This window comes from Mesorhizobium sp. M6A.T.Ce.TU.016.01.1.1 (genome assembly GCF_003997065.1).
Classification (GTDB): Bacteria; Pseudomonadota; Alphaproteobacteria; order Rhizobiales; family Rhizobiaceae; genus Mesorhizobium; species Mesorhizobium mediterraneum.
Map to the genome: position 1 here is coordinate 303,654 of NZ_RZTJ01000001.1, position 15,197 is coordinate 318,850.

The window sequence follows — 15,197 nt, forward strand, 5'->3', positions numbered from 1 at the left end:
GCCATGACATTCTCACCACAGGTGACCAGTATCCTGCCAGCGACAAAAACTTTCCCCTTGACGCCTGACGCCTGAACGCATATCGCCGTCCGTGGGCCACCCCTCCCCAACGAGGGGCCACTATCTGGAAGGATAGACCACGATGACGACGCATACGAAGCCCGGACTCCGTCCGGCAAATCCCAATTTTTCCTCAGGTCCCTGTGCAAAACGCCCCGGCTGGTCGGTCGAGGCGCTGATCAATGCCGCGCTCGGACGCTCGCATCGCGCCAAGATCGGCAAGACCAAGCTCGAGCAGGCGATCGAGCTGACGCGGGAGATACTTCAGGTTCCGGCAGACTATCGCATCGGCATCGTGCCGGCGTCGGATACCGGCGCGGTTGAGATGGCGCTGTGGTCGCTGCTCGGCGAACGCGGCGTCGACATGGTCGCCTGGGAGAGTTTCGGTTCCGGCTGGGTCACCGATGTGGTCAAGCAGCTGAAGCTTGCCGACGTGCGCAGGATCGAAGCCGGCTACGGCGCGCTGCCGGACCTGACAAAAATCGACTTCGACCGCGACGTGGTCTTCACCTGGAACGGCACGACATCAGGCGTGCGTGTGCCGAACGGCGATTTCATCCCGGCCGCTCGCCGAGGCCTGACCATCTGCGACGCCACTTCGGCGGCCTTTGCGCAAAGGCTCGATTTCCAGAAGCTCGACGTCGTCACCTTCTCCTGGCAGAAGGTGCTGGGCGGCGAAGGTGCGCACGGCATGCTGATCCTCAGCCCACGCGCCGTCGAGCGGCTGGAAAGCTACAAGCCGGCCTGGCCGCTGCCGAAGATCTTCCGCCTGACCTCGGGCGGCAAGCTCATCGAAGGCATCTTCAAGGGCGAGACCATCAACACGCCGTCGATGCTGTGCGTCGAGGACTATCTCGACGCGCTGCGTTGGGCGAAGTCGATCGGCGGCCTCGATGCGCTGATTGCCCGCGCCGACGCCAATGCCGCCGTTCTCGACGGCTTCGTCCGCAAATCCGCATGGCTCGGCCATCTGGCCACCGACCCGGCGACGCGGTCGAACACCTCCGTCTGCCTTTCCTTCACCGACCCGGATGTCGCCGCGCTCGATGCCGACGGCCAGGCGGCGTTCGCCAAGGGCATCGTCTCGACGCTCGACAAGGAAGGCGTCGCCTACGACATCGGCGCCTATCGCGACGCGCCGCCCGGCTTGCGCATCTGGTGCGGGGCGACGGTCGAGACCTCCGACCTCGAAGCGCTGCTGCCGTGGCTCGACTGGGCCTTTGCCGCGCAAAAGGCATCGCTCAAGGCGGCCGCCTGAGTTTTCCCGTGGCGGCCCTCGGGCCGCCCATTCCCAAACGGTTCAAATCCCATTTGAAGGAGGTCGCCATGGCGCCCCGCGTTCTCGTCTCAGACAAACTCTCCACCACCGCCGTGCAGATCTTCAGGGATCGCGGCATCGAGGTCGACTACCTGCCCGATCTCGGCAAGGACAAGGAAAAGCTCCTTGAAGTGATCGGTCAGTATGACGGCCTCGCCATCCGTTCGGCGACGAAAGTCACCGAGAAGCTGATCAACGCCGCCACCAGATTGAAGGTGGTCGGCCGCGCCGGCATCGGCGTCGACAATGTCGACATCCCGGCGGCAAGCCGCAAGGGCATCATCGTGATGAACACGCCCTTCGGCAATTCGATCACCACCGCCGAGCATGCCGTCGCCATGATCTTTGCGCTGGCCCGCCAGATACCGGAAGCCAATGCCTCGACCCATGCCGGCAAATGGGAAAAGAACCGCTTCATGGGCATCGAGATCACCAGCAAGACGCTGGGCATCATCGGCTGCGGCAATATCGGCTCGATCGTCGCCACACGCGGCGTCGGCCTGAAGATGCACGTCATCGCCTTCGATCCGTTCCTGTCGGACAGCCGCGCCGAGGAACTCGGCGTCGAGAAGGTCGAGCTCGACGAGTTGTTCGCCCGCGCCGACTTCATCACGCTGCACACACCGCTTACCGACAAAACGCGTAACATCATCGACGCCGCGGCGATCGCCAAAATGAAGACCGGTGTGCGCATCATCAATTGCGCGCGTGGCGGGCTGGTCGTCGAGGCCGATCTGATCGCGGCGCTGAAAAGCGGCAAGGTGGCAGGTGCTGGCATCGACGTGTTCGAGGTCGAACCGGCGGAGTATAATGAACTGTTCGGCCTGGAGAATGTCGTGGCGACGCCGCATCTCGGCGCGTCGACCACCGAAGCGCAGGAGAATGTCGCCCTGCATGTCGCCGAGCAGATGTCCGACTATCTGATCAAGGGCGCCGTTTCCAACGCCATCAACATGCCGTCGATCACCGCCGAGGAAGCGCCGCGCCTGAAACCTTTCGTCAAGCTTGCCGAAGTGCTCGGCGCCTTTGTCGGACAGGTCACCGAGGATCCGATCAAAGAGGTCGAGATCCTGTTCGACGGGTCGACCGCGACGATGAACACGCGAGCACTTATCAGCGCCACCCTTGCCGGGCTGATCCGGCCGCAGGTCTCCGACGTCAACATGGTGTCGGCGCCGATCATGGTTAAGGAGCGCGGCATCATCGTCGCCGAGGTCAAGCGCGACAAATCCGGCGTGTTCGACGGCTATATCAAGCTCACGGTCAAGACCGAGCATAGGACGCGCTCGATCGCCGGCACCTGCTTCTCTGACGGCAAGCCGCGCTTCATCCAGATCAAGGGCATCAACCTTGACGCCGAGGTCGGCCAGCACATGCTCTACACGACCAATGCCGATGCGCCCGGCATCATCGGCCTGCTCGGCACGGTCTGCGGCGAGAACGGCGTCAACATCGCCAACTTCCAGCTCGGCCGCAACCGGCCTGGCGGCGATGCCATCGCGCTGCTCTATCTCGATGCGCCGTTCCCGGAAAACGTGCTGGAGCAGGTGCGGGCGCACAAGTCGATCGACTCCGCCAAGCGGCTGCATTTCGATGTGGGCGGCGCCTGAATCATCCGCGCCCCGCGTGCTTCCAAAAGCACACGGGGCGTTTCGACAATGACGTCAGAGCGTTTGGATAATCCTTTGACGGCCGTTATTTGCAGGCGAAGCCGGGCGCGATCTTGCATTTGCCGGGACGGGGCCGGTGCGGCTTATGCGGCCGGTGCGGCCGATGCGGACGGTAATGCGGCGGGCGAACGATAATGTGCGGCCGCACGACGATCGGTCGGGAAACATTGACGCGGTCCAGATAGTTTGCGCTGGCCCAGCCCCGTATCCCGGCGGCACGAATTGCGCACCAGCTGCCCTGGCAATCGATCACCGTCACCCTGTGGCCGGCCGGCAATGTTGCGATCCTTGCATAGCCGGGGCCAGGGCCGCTTCGCACATTCAAGGTCCCGGTTGTATAGGCGGTGGCTGCGGAGGCCGATATGGGAAAGGCTGCCAAGCCAACAAAAGCAAGGACAAGCGCCGTGAGCATTCGAAAATTCATGATCGTCTCCATTTCACCGAGATCAGCTAAACTGGCGCTGGGAAGATGAGTTGCGAAAGCTGAAAAAATCAATCTCCAGGGAATGGCGCCGTATATTGTAATGTTCGTATCCTTAATACACCCGTACTGGTTATTATGATTCTTAATACATTAGTTGTTTTGGATATTCGTCCGGCCACTGTTGTAGGGGCTTGGTTCACCATGAGGCTGCGACAGGCTCTGGATCGCACCATCCGCATCCGGCGCCGAACATTTGCCGGCTAAATCGCCATCTTCCTTCCGCTGTATTCGGCGAGGCTGATGCCGCCGAGCACCAGCACGAGGGCCAGCGCCTGATAGAGCTGGAATGTCTCACCGACGATCAGCACCGAGAGCAGCGTGCCGAAGATCGGCACCAGATTGATGAACAGGCCGGCCCGGTTGGCGCCGATCAGCTCGTTGCCCCTGATGTAGAAGATCTGCGAGATGACCGAGGCGCCGATCGCGGTGTAGAACGCGACCGCCCAGCCGCGTGCATCGGGAACGATGACCTTGCCGGCCGCCACCTCCCACAGGAAGAAAGGCAGCGAAGTGGCAAGTGCGGCAATCGACAGCGCCAGCATCAGGCTCTGCCAGCGTATGGCCGGCTTCAGCCGCAGCCCGACCGAGTAGAAGCTGTAGCAAAGCACCGCGATCAGCATGATGGCGTCGCCGAAATTGAGATCCAGCCTGAGGAGCTGGCGCAGATCGCCATGGCTGGCGGTCAGGGCGACGCCGATGATCGTCAGCACGACGCCGGCGATCTGCACCCGGTTCACACGCAGGCGAAACAGCACGAAATTGGCGAGGATGATCACGATCGGTATCGCCGCCTGCTCGATCGAGACGTTGATCGCCGTGGTGTAGTTGAGCGCCGTGTAGAAGATGGCGTTGAAGAAGGTGAAGCCGCAAGCGCCGAGCCCGCCGAGCAGCAACCAATGCTTGCGCACCACCGGCCAGTCCTCGCGCAACGTTCGCCAGCCGATCGGCAGCATGATCAGAACGGCCAGAACCCAGCGCAGGAAGACCAGCGTCATCGGCGAAATGTGGTCGACCGCCAGCTTGCCGGCCACGGAGTTGCCGCCCCACAGCAAGGTGGTGAACAGCAGGAACAGATAGGCGGTTCGATGCATCGCGAAATTTCCAGCCGGGGCGGGCGGGCGAAGGGGCTTTTACCGACCTATTGTGATGGTTCGCCCAAGTAAATGATGTCAAAGGCGAAAATTGTTGTGCCTGGGGGCGCCTTCGGCGGTAAAGAATGGTCGCGCTCGCCGGGTCTTGACGTTATAGAGCGACGTGCGTCCACTTGGTCGCACACAGTACGCGTCTCGAGGCTTTGAATGTTCGCATCGTGCTCGCCGAAATCGATTCCGATTTTCGGGCCGATGCGATAGAAGCCTGTCGTTTCGAAACCATTTCAAGCCGCTCCGAGCGGCGCCTCAAGGGAAAAGAAACATGGCCAATGTGGTGGTCGTCGGCTCGCAATGGGGCGACGAGGGCAAAGGCAAGATCGTTGACTGGCTGTCGGAGCGCGCCGACGTCGTCGTGCGCTTCCAGGGCGGCCACAATGCCGGCCATACGCTGGTTGTCGACGGCAAGGTCTACAAGCTGTCGCTGCTGCCGTCCGGCGTGGTGCGGCAAGGCAAGCTGTCCATCATCGGCAATGGCGTCGTCTTCGATCCGCACGCCTTCGTCGCGGAAGTGGCGAAATTGAAGGCGCAAGGCGTCGAGGTGACACCTGAGCGCCTGAAAATAGCCGAAAACACCGCGCTTATCCTGTCCTTGCACCGGGAACTGGACGGATTCCGCGAGGACGCCGCCACCAATTCCGGAACGAAGATCGGCACGACCCGTCGCGGCATCGGCCCCGCTTATGAGGATAAGGTGGGCCGGCGCGCAGTCAGGGTGATGGATTTGGCGGATTTGGAAACGCTGCCCTTGAAGGTCGACAGGCTGCTGACGCACCACAATGCTCTGCGCCGCGGGCTCGGTCACGCCGAAGTCACGCATGACGCGATCATGAATGAGCTGATTTCCGTCGCCGACGAGATCCTGCCCTATATGGACCGTGTCTGGAAGATCCTCGACGACAAGCGCCGCGCCGGCGAACGCATCCTGTTCGAAGGCGCGCAAGGCACGCTGCTCGACATCGACCACGGCACCTATCCGTTCGTCACTTCGTCCAACACGGTCGCCGGCCAGGCCTCAGCCGGATCTGGCGTCGGCCCGGGTGCCATCGGCTATGTCCTCGGCATCACCAAGGCCTATACGACGCGTGTCGGCGAGGGTCCGTTCCCGACCGAACAGAAGAACGAGATCGGCGAGTTCCTGGGCACGCGCGGCCACGAGTTCGGCGTCGTCACTGGCCGCAAGCGCCGCTGCGGCTGGTTCGATGCCGTGCTGGTTCGCCAGGCCGTCGCCGTCAACGGCATCAAGGGCATCGCTCTGACCAAGCTCGACGTGCTCGACGGTCTGGACGAGATCAAGGTCTGCACCGGCTACCGCCTCGACGGCGAGGCGATCGATTATCTGCCGGCCAGCCAGGGCGCGCAGGCGCGAGTCGAACCCGTCTACGAGACGCTGGAGGGCTGGAAAGGCACCACCGCCGGCGCCAGAAGCTGGAACGATCTGCCGGCCCAGGCAGTCAAATATGTCCGCCATATCGAGGAACTGATCGGCGCGCCGGTCGCACTCCTTTCCACCAGCCCTGAACGGGACGACACAATACTTGTGACCGATCCGTTTCAAGACTAGATTCTCAGCCGTTCCGGGCATCGCGGCCGATTTGCGGGGGCCGGCCCAGAAACGAAATGCAGGTCGACTGAAGCATGGCAGATTTTGTTGGTGCTCTGAAAAAGACGCTCGATGGCCTTGGCAATCCGACGCCGGAGATACGCGCGAGGGTCTATGAGAAGGCTCGCTCGACCATCGCGGACAAGCTGGCCAAGAACACACCGCCGCTGGCGCCTTCGGTCGTTGCCCAGCATAAGCGCACCCTGGAAGACGCCATCGCCAGCGTCGAGCGGGGCTATGCCAAGCCTCCGCCCGCATCCGATCCGCTGGCGGAACTGGAAGACATCTTCTCCTCCATCGACCGTAACAAGAACCAACCCAGCCATGTCCGGCAGCCGGCAAAGGCCGAGCCAGCATGGCAGCCGGCAAAGACCGAACCGGCATGGCAGCCGACGCCTGCCGCCAAAGCCGCGCCGAACTGGCAAAAGCCGCCGTCCGTTGCTTCTCCTCCAGAGCGCACCGATCCGGTGCCTTCGGACAGGGATTTTCCAGCGGCGGACGAAAAGGGCGACGTCTTTAGAAGCGATGTCTTTTCCAACGAGGAGGAACCGGCGGCGGACACCTTTCCGCGTCTGCGTCCTGCCGAGCGCAAGCGCAGCTATGGCGGGCTGATCGCTGCTGTCGTCGCTCTGCTCGTCGTTGCCGGCGGCGGCTACGGCATCTGGCTGAACAAGGACGCGTTCAGCAATATGCTGGGTCTCAACAGCACCGAGGTCGCAACGATCGAACCGTTGGTCAAGCCTGCTCCGGCCGAGCCGGCTACCGATGCCGCGGCAAGGCCTCCGGCCGCAGCGGCTCCAACGGATGCCGAGGGCGCAAAGTTCACCCAGCGCCTGACACCCGAGGGCGGTGAGGTCGATCCCGGCCCCGCCGCTTCAGGACAAAGCGGCATCGGAGAGGGCGAATCCGTCGCAGCACTGACCACGCCGCCTCCGGCCGCACCTGCGCCCGCAGCGCCGGGCGGCGATGCGCCAGCCACGAATGCGCCCGCCACGCCAGGTGCAGCCCCTGCGACACCGCCTGCCGTCGGAACAGCGCCGGCGCCGCCGGCCGATAGCGCAGCCGCTCCGGCGGCGCCGAACCCGAGTGCCACACCGGCCGCGCCGACAGCCGCGCCTGCGGAAACCGCGCTGGCGGTCGGCCAGAAGGCGATCTTCTACGAGGAGCGCACCAGCACCGCCCAGGGCTCAGCCGAGCCCGGCAGCATCGTCTGGTCGCTGGTGCAGGAATCGCCCGGCGGCAATCTGCCGCCCGAGCCGGCAATCCGCGCCGAGGCGAGCATTCCGGGCAAGGACGTGCAGTTGCGCATGACCATCCGCCGCAACACCGACCAAACGCTGCCGGCCAGCCATATCATCGAAATGATTTTCCTGACGCCCGACGGTTTCGACGGCGGCGGCGTCGACAATATCCTGCGCGTCGCCATGAAGGGCTCTGAACAGGATGCCGGCAGTCCGCTGATCGGCATCCCGGCCAAAATCGCCGACGGCTTCTTCCTAGTCGCTCTCAACGACACCAAGGCGGACGAAGACGCCAATCTGACCCTGCTCCGGGGCCAGAACTGGATCGACGTGCCGGTCGTCTACAAGACCGGACGGCGGGCGCTGCTCACCATGGAAAAGGGCATTCCCGGCGAGAAGGTGTTCGATGAGGCGCTGAAGGCCTGGCAGACAAAGACGGCGGGCTGAGCGGCCTCACCAGCCTAACGCTCCCCTTTGGCTCAGAAGCCCTGGAACAGCATGTCGAGTGCTGCCACGATGTCGTCGTGGTGCCTGGTGATATTCAGTCGACTTTCACCCAATTCCTTGGCCGGAACCGTGGCGATCAGATGGGTCGCCATTATCAATTTTCGTCCATTGATCTCGAGGATGGGGTGGAGCTTTCGCATCGGCGGCGGCGTCATTGCTATCGGCAGAAGCGGGATCACCACCCGTGTTTTAAAATCGTCGAGCAGGTCGGATTGAACGTCCAGCAAATAGCTGCCTTCGACCCGGCCCGCGAAGACATCATAGCGTGCCATCAGAACTGCCGATGTTCTTCCAGCGGAATACCGTGCTTTTCGACGTATTCGTTCCACGCCTCGATCGTGGCTCGGTTCTCAAGCTTCCATAGTCGCGCCTTTTCGGCAGCGACAGCCTCTGCGATGCCGGCCTCCGCGGCGCGTGAGACGTTCACGTCAAGCCCCTTGGCTTCCTTCATGAGTTTTGAGTCGATCGACAGGTTTGCCGGCTGGCGAACCGCGTTCAAGGCTAGCTTGCGCATTGTGACCTCCGCAGTGTGCGCATAATGTATGCGCATTTGCCCGGCGTAGCAACGACGAAACGGCGTCTGATCGTGCGCCCAGCCCTCCGCTATGGCTTCGGCGTTCGTCGCTCCAATCTACAAATAATTGTCGATCGATCGGCCCGCGGCCGAACGCTCCTCATCCCTCCATTTCTTCCCTTAACATTTCAAGTTCCAGCCATTCCTCCTCAAGCGCGGCCAGCGTGGCTCTTTCCTTGTCGAGGGCGGCGATGGTCTTCTGGAACGAGGCCGGATCGCGCTCGTAATAGGCCGGGTCGGCGATGTTGTCCTCCAGCCGTGAGATCGAGGCGGTCACCGCCTCGATCTTCTTGGGCAGCGATTCCAGCGCGAATTTCTGCTTGAACGACAGTTTCTTTGCCGGGCCCTTCGGCGCAGCTGCTTCGGTCCTGGCTGCCGCCGTCGCTTCGCTGGTCTCGGCCTTCGTCCGCGCCTTGCGGTCGTCCAGCCTGGTGCCGCCGCGCTGCGCCAGCATGTCGGAATAGCCGCCGGCATATTCGATCCAGCGGCCGCCGCCGTCCGGCGCGATCAGGCTGGTCACGGTGCGGTCGAGGAAATCGCGGTCGTGGCTGACCAGGATGACGGTGCCGGCAAAACCGGCGACCAGCTCCTGCAGCAGTTCCAGCGTCTCCATGTCGAGATCGTTGGTCGGCTCGTCGAGCACCAGAAGGTTTGCCGGCCGTGCCAGCACGCGGGCCAGCAACAGCCGCGCTCGCTCGCCGCCCGAAAGCTCACGCACCGGCGTGCGCGCCTGTTCCGGTTTGAACAGGAAATCCTTCATGTAGGAGACGACGTGGCGCTGCTCGCCATTGATGACAAGGTTCTCGCCGCGTCCGTCGGTGAGGTATTGCGCCAGTGTCTCTTGCGGATCGACCGCCTCGCGCTTCTGGTCGAGTGTGGCGATCTCCAGATTGGTGCCGAGCCGCACCGTGCCTGAGTCCGGTTTCAATTCGCCGGTCAGCATCTTCAAGAGCGTCGTCTTGCCGGCGCCGTTCGGCCCGACCAAGCCGACGCGGTCGCCGCGCTGAATACGGGTCGAGAAGCCCTTGACCACGGTGAGGTCGCCAAAGCTCTTCTCGATGTTCTTGGCCTCGATCACCAGCTTGCCGGATTCGGCGGCGTCGCTGGCCACCATGGTCGCCGCGCCCTCGGCGCCGCGATGGCCACGAAAGCGCTGGCGCATGGTCTGCAACTCGCCGAGCCGGCGCATGTTGCGCTTGCGTCGCGCCGTCACGCCATAACGCAGCCAGTGCTCCTCGCGCACGATCTGGCGGCCGAGCTTGTGCTGCTCGCGCTCTTCTTCTTCCAGCACCGTGTCGCGCCATTCCTCGAAATGGCCAAAACCCTTGTCGAGACGGCGGGTCTGGCCGCGGTCGAGCCAGACGGTGGCGCGTGACACGCGCTCGAGGAAGCGGCGGTCGTGCGAGATGACAATCAGCGCCGAAGAGGTGCGGGCAAGCTCCTCCTCCAGCCACTCGATGACCGACAGGTCGAGATGGTTGGTCGGCTCATCGAGGAGGAGAATGTCGGGCTCCGGCGCCATGACGCGGGCAAGGGCAGCGCGCCGCGCCTCGCCGCCGGACAGGTCGTTCGGTCGTTCCTCGCCGGACAGGCCGAGATGCTCCATCAGATAGGTGGCGCGGTAGGGGTCATCGGCGGGTCCAAGCCCCGCCTCGACATAGGCGCGGACGCTGGCGAAACCATCCATGTCTGGCATTTGCGGCAGGTAGCGCACTGTCGCCGAAGGCTGGCGGAACATCTCGCCGTCCTGCGGCTCGATCAATCCCGCAGCGATCTTGAGCAACGTCGACTTGCCCGAGCCGTTGCGGCCGACCAAAGCGATCTTGTCGCCCGCCGACGCTGTCAGTTCCGCCCCGTCGAGCAGCGGCGTGCCACCAAAAGTCAGCCTTATCCCGTCGAGATTGAGAAGTGGCGGCGCCATGTCAGCTTTCAGGTAGGGGAAAAGGATGGGCGAGCAACAGCGCGCGGCCGCTGCCCAGCGCGATTTCGAGCCGGCCCTTGACCTCGTTGGAAATGGTCAGCGATGAGCCGAACGCGACCTCGACGTGGTTCAGCGGCCATTTGGCGCCGGTAACGGTCAAGCCGGAAAGGTCGGAGAAGCCGAGGATCGAAAACAGCGTGCTGTCGGCGTAGTCGAAGCCGGTCTTTCCGGGAAGCAAGGGGATGCCTTCCTGGGCGCCGCTGGTCAAAAGCACCTCTATGCCTGCCTCGGCCAGCCGGATGCTGAGCGCGAGGTGCAGGAAGGCGTGGTCGGTGCGCTTGCCGCCGAACGCGCCGGCGAGCACGAGCCCGGTCGCGCCGCGTTCGAGCGCAGCGGCGATAGCCAGCTCGCCGTCGGTCTTGTCCTTTTCTGCCGGAAACACCTGGCGGGGCACGGCGGCCAGATCGTCCGGCAAGTCCGCCGGCACCGAATCGAAGTCGCCGACCCAGAGTTCCGGCGTCAGCTCCAGCGTCCGGGCATGGCCGATGCCGGCGTCGGCGGCGATGACACGGGAGCCTTCGACCTGGCGGTCGAGCAGCGGCGTGCGGATAAGATCGCCGCCAAGCAGGATGGTGAATTTGCTCATATGCGTGGCCCTTACCAGCCCTGCTTGCGAAACGGAAGGCCGCGCTCCAGATGCCCTGCAAACTTCAGCTTGCGCAGCACTTCGGCCGGGCCTATGTGTCGAAACGCTCTAACGGGGTGCTGGACGCGATCTTCGCGGACCAGCTGAGAGGCAACCATGCCAACCCGCTGAACCTGATCCGGTTTGTACCGGCGGAGGGATTAGACGTTTCGGACAGCCCGACGCCTCAATTCCTTTCAATGCGAACGAAGGAGGCGCCGATGCGCACGTTTTCATACTCTCTTGTTTCGGCAATGCTGCTTGCCGCGTCCGTTCTCGGCACCGGGCCAGCATCCGCGCAGGAGAAACTCACCGTCTATACCTATGAGAGCTTCACCGCCGACTGGGGTCCAGGCCCCGCGGTCAAGAAGGCCTTCGAGGCGGAATGCGGCTGCACTCTCGATTTCGTTGCGGTCGCCGACGGCGTCGCGCTGCTCAATCGCGTCAGATTGGAAGGGGCCGCGACCAAGGCCGACATCGTGCTCGGCCTCGATACCAATCTGACGGTGGAAGCCAAGGCTACCGGCCTGTTTTCGCCGCATGGCCCGGTATCGGACGTCAAGGTGCCGGGCGGCTGGAGCGACGATATTTTTGTGCCGTTCGACTATGGCTATTTCGCCGTCGTCTACGACACCGAAAAGCTGAAGACCCCGCCGAAGAGCCTGAAGGAATTGGTCGAGGGCGATGCCGATGAGAAGATCGTCATCCAGGATCCGCGCACCTCGACGCCCGGTCTCGGCCTGCTGTTGTGGGTGAGATCGGTCTATGGCGACAAGGCGCCGGAAGCCTGGGCGAAGCTCAGGGCAAAGGTGCTCACCGTGACGCCGGGCTGGAGCGAGGCCTATGGCCTGTTCACCAAGGGCGAGGCGCCGATGGTGCTGTCCTACACCACGTCGCCGGCCTATCACATGGTCGCCGAAAACACCGAACGCTATCAGGCGGCGTCCTTCGAGGAGGGCGAGTACCTGCAGATCGAGGTTGCCGGCATCACCACGACTGGTGCGAAGAACCCGCTGGCGGAAAAGTTCCTGGCCTTCATGACCGGTCCGAAATTCCAGAACGTCATTCCCGAGACCAACTGGATGTTTCCTGCCGGCAAGACCGACAAGCCGCTCAACCCAGCCTTCGACAAGCTCGTCAAGCCGACCAAGGCCTTGCTGTTCAGCCCCGAAGAGGTCGCCGCCAACCGCAAGGCCTGGGTCGACGAATGGCTGGCGGTGATGAGCAAGTAGCTTCTGATTGACGATGATCACTCTACGGCGCCCCCCTCTGTCCTGCCGGACATCTCCCCCACGAGGGGGGAGATCGGCCATCATGCCGGCTTTCGCCAATCTCCGACATTGCCGGAATGAGCGGAGCGCTGAACCTGCCAATCTCCCCCCTCGTGGGGGAGATGTCCGGCAGGACAGAGGGGGGCGCGAAGGAACGCAATCCTCGCTAAGAATCTCGAATCTGGTGGTCTAGCGTGCAACGCGCGCCATCATCGGATTCCCGCGTCACAGCTGGCATTCTCGCGCTTGCGGCAATAGCACTTTTGATCGGTGGAGCGTTCGCCGGGCTCATCGTCGAAGGCGCCCGCGACCCGTCCGGCGCCGCGTCGGCCTTCGACCCCTATCTCTTCCGCGTTGTCCGTTTCACCTTATGGCAAGCGCTTCTGTCGACACTGCTGTCCGTCCTGCCGGCGCTGCTCGTTGCGCGGGCGCTGTCGCGGCATCCGTGGTTCTTTGGCCGCGGCCTGATCCTGCAGCTCTTCGCCGTGCCGCTGGCGCTGCCGGCCATCGTCGCCGCGCTCGGCATTCTGGCCCTCTATGGCCGTGCCGGCTATTTCGCCGGCCTGCTCAGCGCGATTGGCGGTCAGGGTTGGCCGGGCATATACGGCCTGTCCGGCATCCTCGTCGCCCACGTCTTCTTCAACCTGCCGCTGGCAACGCGGCTGTTCCTTGAAGCGCTGGGGACAGTGCCGGCCGACCAGTGGCGGCTGGCGAGCCAGCTCGGCATGGGCGCCAGACCCGCCTTCCGGCTGATCGAATGGCCGACGCTGCGGGCGGCGCTGCCGGGCGTCGCCGGGCTTGTCTTTATGCTGTGCATCACATCCTTCACCATCGTGCTCACGCTGGGCGGCGGGCCGCGCGCGACGACACTGGAGGTCGCTATCTACCAGGCGCTGCGTTTCGATTTCGATCCTGCCCGCGCGGTGACGCTGACACTGCTGCAGATCGCGCTGACCTTCGTCGTGGTGCTGGTGTTGATGCGGCTCGGCGCCAACACCGTCGGCGATGCCAACCTGTCGGTGGCACCGCGCCGGTATCTTTCGGCAAGCGTCGGCGAGACCGTGCTGAACGCAGCATTGATCGTTCTGGCATTGCTGTTCGTCGCCGGGCCGATGGCGGCCACGGTGATGTCGGGCCTTGGCGCCGATCTTGGCCGGCTGGCGGGCGAGAGCGCTGTGCGGCAAGCGACGCTGACCAGCGCAGTGCTCGCCTTGCTGGCGGCGCTGCTTTCGGTGGCGCTGTCGCTGTCGCTCGTCATGGGACGACGGGCACTGGCCCTGAAGCGTCGCGTCGGCGCCAAGACGCTGCTCGAGCATGCCACCGATACCGGCGCCGGCTTCGTGCTCGTCGTGCCGCCCATCGTCATCGGCGCCGGCTGGTTTCTGCTCCTGCGTACCGTCAGCGACGTCTTCGCGATCGCCCCTGTCATGGTCGTCACCGTCAACGCGGTGATGGCGATGCCGTTTGCCATCCGCGCTATTCGCCCCGGCTATGATGCGGCGAGCGAACGCCACGAACGGCTCTGTTTGCTGCTTGGCATTTCGGGCTGGAACCGGTTCCGGCTGATCGACTGGCCGTCGCTGCGGCGGCCGCTCGCCACGGGTTTCGCCTTTGCCATGGCATTGTCGCTCGGCGATCTCGGCGTCATCGCCCTGTTCGGTAGCGACTCCCTGCAGACACTGCCCTATCTCTTGCTGGCGCGCATGGGCAGCTACCGCACGATGGATGCCGCCGGCCTAGCGCTGCTGCTCGGCCTGGTCTGTCTCGCGCTTGTGCTGGCCGCGGATCGGCTGGGGCGGGGAGAAAAGACATGACGTTCAGCAGCGCTGAAAACGGCACGGCTGTGCGGCTGGAAAAGGTCTCGTTCAGCTATGGCGAAGCGCCGTTTTTATTCGATGTCGCGTTCGCCGCCTCGAAGATCACTGCGATCATGGGGCCGAGCGGTTCGGGAAAATCGACGCTGCTCAATCTGGTGGCCGGCTTTGAGACGCCACGATCGGGCCGCGTGCTGATCAGCGGCGCCGATGTCGGCGCCAAACCGCCTTCGGCGCGGCCCGTGTCAATGGTGTTCCAGGAGAACAATCTCTTCGCCCATCTTTCGGTCGAACGAAATGTCGGCCTTGGCCGCTCGCCGTCGCTCAGGCTGGCTGAGGCCGACCACGTGGCAATCGCGGGGGCACTCAAGCGCGTCGGCCTTGCCGGCAAGGAACGGCGCCTGCCGCGCGAACTCTCCGGTGGCGAGCGGCAGCGTGTCGCACTCGCCCGCGTCCTCGTGCGCGATCGGCCGGTTCTTTTGCTCGATGAGCCGTTCGCCTCGCTCGGGCCGGCCTTGCGTGACGACATGCTCGACCTGGTAGCCGGCGTCCATGCGGAGCGGCGCATGACGGTGCTGTTCGTCACGCATCAGCCGGAAGACGCCCACCGTATCGGCCAGGACATGGTGTTCCTGGACAATGGCGCGGTTGCCGCGACTGGGGCTGTCGCCGATTTTTTCACCAAGGCTGGACCGGAAGCATTCCGGCGTTATATCGGTGCAGGTCCGTTTGGCCAAGGATCACGAGATGTTGCCCGGAAGCGGACATAATTTACGGCCAAACCGGCTTCAGGCGATGTGGCGTTTGCTTGCCTTGGTCAAAGTAGTGTGGCTAGGTCCTCCGATACTGGTCCGGCATAGACTGTGATTTGCCACTACAGTGCCGCGTGTGCTCGTGCGCG

General features: G+C 63.7%; 13 protein-coding genes and 1 riboswitch. Of the genes, 7 read left to right on the forward strand and 6 right to left on the reverse strand.

Annotated features, from left to right (window positions below):
- The first annotated feature begins 142 nt into the window (after positions 1–142).
- Together EOC94_RS01565 and serA are read left to right on the forward strand one after the other, a co-directional pair.
- A complete protein-coding gene (locus EOC94_RS01565; RefSeq protein ID WP_127288391.1) occupies positions 143–1,318 on the forward strand; it encodes a phosphoserine transaminase in 1,176 nt (391 codons plus the stop codon).
- 68 nt (positions 1,319–1,386) lie between these two features.
- Positions 1,387–2,988: a phosphoglycerate dehydrogenase gene (gene serA / locus EOC94_RS01570; protein ID WP_127288392.1), complete on the forward strand. Its 1,602-nt coding sequence runs from the start codon at positions 1,387–1,389 to the stop codon at positions 2,986–2,988.
- Positions 2,989–3,073: 85 nt separating this feature from the next.
- Here the strand turns inward: serA and EOC94_RS01575 are convergent, their stop codons facing one another.
- Complete coding sequence (locus EOC94_RS01575; protein WP_245465467.1) at positions 3,074–3,544, reverse strand: SH3 domain-containing protein; 471 nt, start codon at positions 3,542–3,544, stop codon at positions 3,074–3,076.
- Positions 3,545–3,732: 188 nt separating this feature from the next.
- Complete coding sequence (locus EOC94_RS01580) at positions 3,733–4,623, reverse strand: DMT family transporter (RefSeq protein WP_127205986.1); 891 nt, start codon at positions 4,621–4,623, stop codon at positions 3,733–3,735.
- Between the two features lie 322 nt (positions 4,624–4,945).
- On the opposite strand from EOC94_RS01580, the gene EOC94_RS01585 reads away from it, so the two are divergent.
- A complete protein-coding gene (locus EOC94_RS01585; protein WP_095487377.1) occupies positions 4,946–6,244 on the forward strand; it encodes an adenylosuccinate synthase in 1,299 nt (432 codons plus the stop codon).
- Positions 6,245–6,318: 74 nt separating this feature from the next.
- Entirely contained in the window at positions 6,319–7,971 is a 1,653-nt protein-coding gene (locus tag EOC94_RS01590; protein ID WP_127288393.1) for a hypothetical protein, read from the forward strand.
- 32 nt (positions 7,972–8,003) lie between these two features.
- Here EOC94_RS01590 and EOC94_RS01595 read toward each other — a convergent pair whose 3' ends face one another.
- The 4 genes from EOC94_RS01595 to EOC94_RS01610 form a co-directional block, all read right to left on the reverse strand.
- Positions 8,004–8,303, reverse strand: a complete 300-nt coding sequence (locus tag EOC94_RS01595) for a CcdB family protein (RefSeq protein WP_127288394.1) — start codon at positions 8,301–8,303, stop codon at positions 8,004–8,006.
- The gene (locus EOC94_RS01600) at positions 8,303–8,545 is read right to left on the reverse strand and encodes a type II toxin-antitoxin system CcdA family antitoxin (protein WP_095487682.1); all 243 of its coding nucleotides are present in this window, start codon (positions 8,543–8,545) and stop codon (positions 8,303–8,305) included. Before EOC94_RS01600 ends, EOC94_RS01595 begins: the two co-directional genes overlap by 1 nt.
- A 160-nt stretch (positions 8,546–8,705) precedes the next feature.
- Positions 8,706–10,526 (reverse strand): ABC-F family ATP-binding cassette domain-containing protein, encoded by a 1,821-nt coding sequence (locus tag EOC94_RS01605; RefSeq protein WP_127288395.1) that lies wholly within the window; start codon positions 10,524–10,526, stop codon positions 8,706–8,708.
- A 1-nt stretch (position 10,527) separates the two neighbouring features.
- Positions 10,528–11,172 carry a thiamine diphosphokinase gene (locus EOC94_RS01610; RefSeq protein WP_127288396.1) on the reverse strand — a complete coding sequence of 215 codons (645 nt, stop codon included), beginning with the start codon at positions 11,170–11,172 and terminating at the stop codon, positions 10,528–10,530.
- 102 nt (positions 11,173–11,274) lie between these two features.
- Positions 11,275–11,389: riboswitch (TPP riboswitch) on the forward strand.
- 43 nt (positions 11,390–11,432) lie between these two features.
- On the opposite strand from EOC94_RS01610, the gene thiB reads away from it, so the two are divergent.
- The 3 genes from thiB to thiQ all read left to right on the forward strand — a co-directional run bounded on the left by thiB (position 11,433) and on the right by thiQ (position 15,066).
- Complete coding sequence (gene thiB, locus EOC94_RS01615) at positions 11,433–12,443, forward strand: thiamine ABC transporter substrate binding subunit (RefSeq protein ID WP_126104555.1); 1,011 nt, start codon at positions 11,433–11,435, stop codon at positions 12,441–12,443.
- 233 nt (positions 12,444–12,676) lie between these two features.
- Positions 12,677–14,296, forward strand: a complete 1,620-nt coding sequence (gene thiP / locus EOC94_RS01625) for a thiamine/thiamine pyrophosphate ABC transporter permease (RefSeq protein WP_127288397.1) — start codon at positions 12,677–12,679, stop codon at positions 14,294–14,296.
- On the forward strand, positions 14,293–15,066 hold the full coding sequence (thiQ, locus tag EOC94_RS01630) for a thiamine ABC transporter ATP-binding protein (protein ID WP_127288398.1): 774 nt from the start codon (positions 14,293–14,295) through the stop codon (positions 15,064–15,066). The genes thiP and thiQ overlap by 4 nt, the downstream gene beginning before the upstream one ends.
- Positions 15,067–15,197: the final 131 nt, after the last annotated feature.

Bases quoted from the DNA above. Each gene is read 5' to 3' on its own strand.
- EOC94_RS01565 (WP_127288391.1), top strand. From the start codon at position 143: ATGACGACGCATACGAAGCCCGGACTCCGTCCGGCAAATCCCAATTTT.
- serA (WP_127288392.1), top strand. From the start codon at position 1,387: ATGGCGCCCCGCGTTCTCGTCTCAGACAAACTCTCCACCACCGCCGTG.
- EOC94_RS01580 (WP_127205986.1), bottom strand. From the start codon at position 4,623: ATGCATCGAACCGCCTATCTGTTCCTGCTGTTCACCACCTTGCTGTGG.
- EOC94_RS01585 (WP_095487377.1), top strand. From the start codon at position 4,946: ATGGCCAATGTGGTGGTCGTCGGCTCGCAATGGGGCGACGAGGGCAAA.
- EOC94_RS01590 (WP_127288393.1), top strand. From the start codon at position 6,319: ATGGCAGATTTTGTTGGTGCTCTGAAAAAGACGCTCGATGGCCTTGGC.
- EOC94_RS01595 (WP_127288394.1), bottom strand. From the start codon at position 8,303: ATGGCACGCTATGATGTCTTCGCGGGCCGGGTCGAAGGCAGCTATTTG.
- EOC94_RS01600 (WP_095487682.1), bottom strand. From the start codon at position 8,545: ATGCGCAAGCTAGCCTTGAACGCGGTTCGCCAGCCGGCAAACCTGTCG.
- EOC94_RS01605 (WP_127288395.1), bottom strand. From the start codon at position 10,526: ATGGCGCCGCCACTTCTCAATCTCGACGGGATAAGGCTGACTTTTGGT.
- EOC94_RS01610 (WP_127288396.1), bottom strand. From the start codon at position 11,172: ATGAGCAAATTCACCATCCTGCTTGGCGGCGATCTTATCCGCACGCCG.
- thiB (WP_126104555.1), top strand. From the start codon at position 11,433: ATGCGCACGTTTTCATACTCTCTTGTTTCGGCAATGCTGCTTGCCGCG.
- thiQ (WP_127288398.1), top strand. From the start codon at position 14,293: ATGACGTTCAGCAGCGCTGAAAACGGCACGGCTGTGCGGCTGGAAAAG.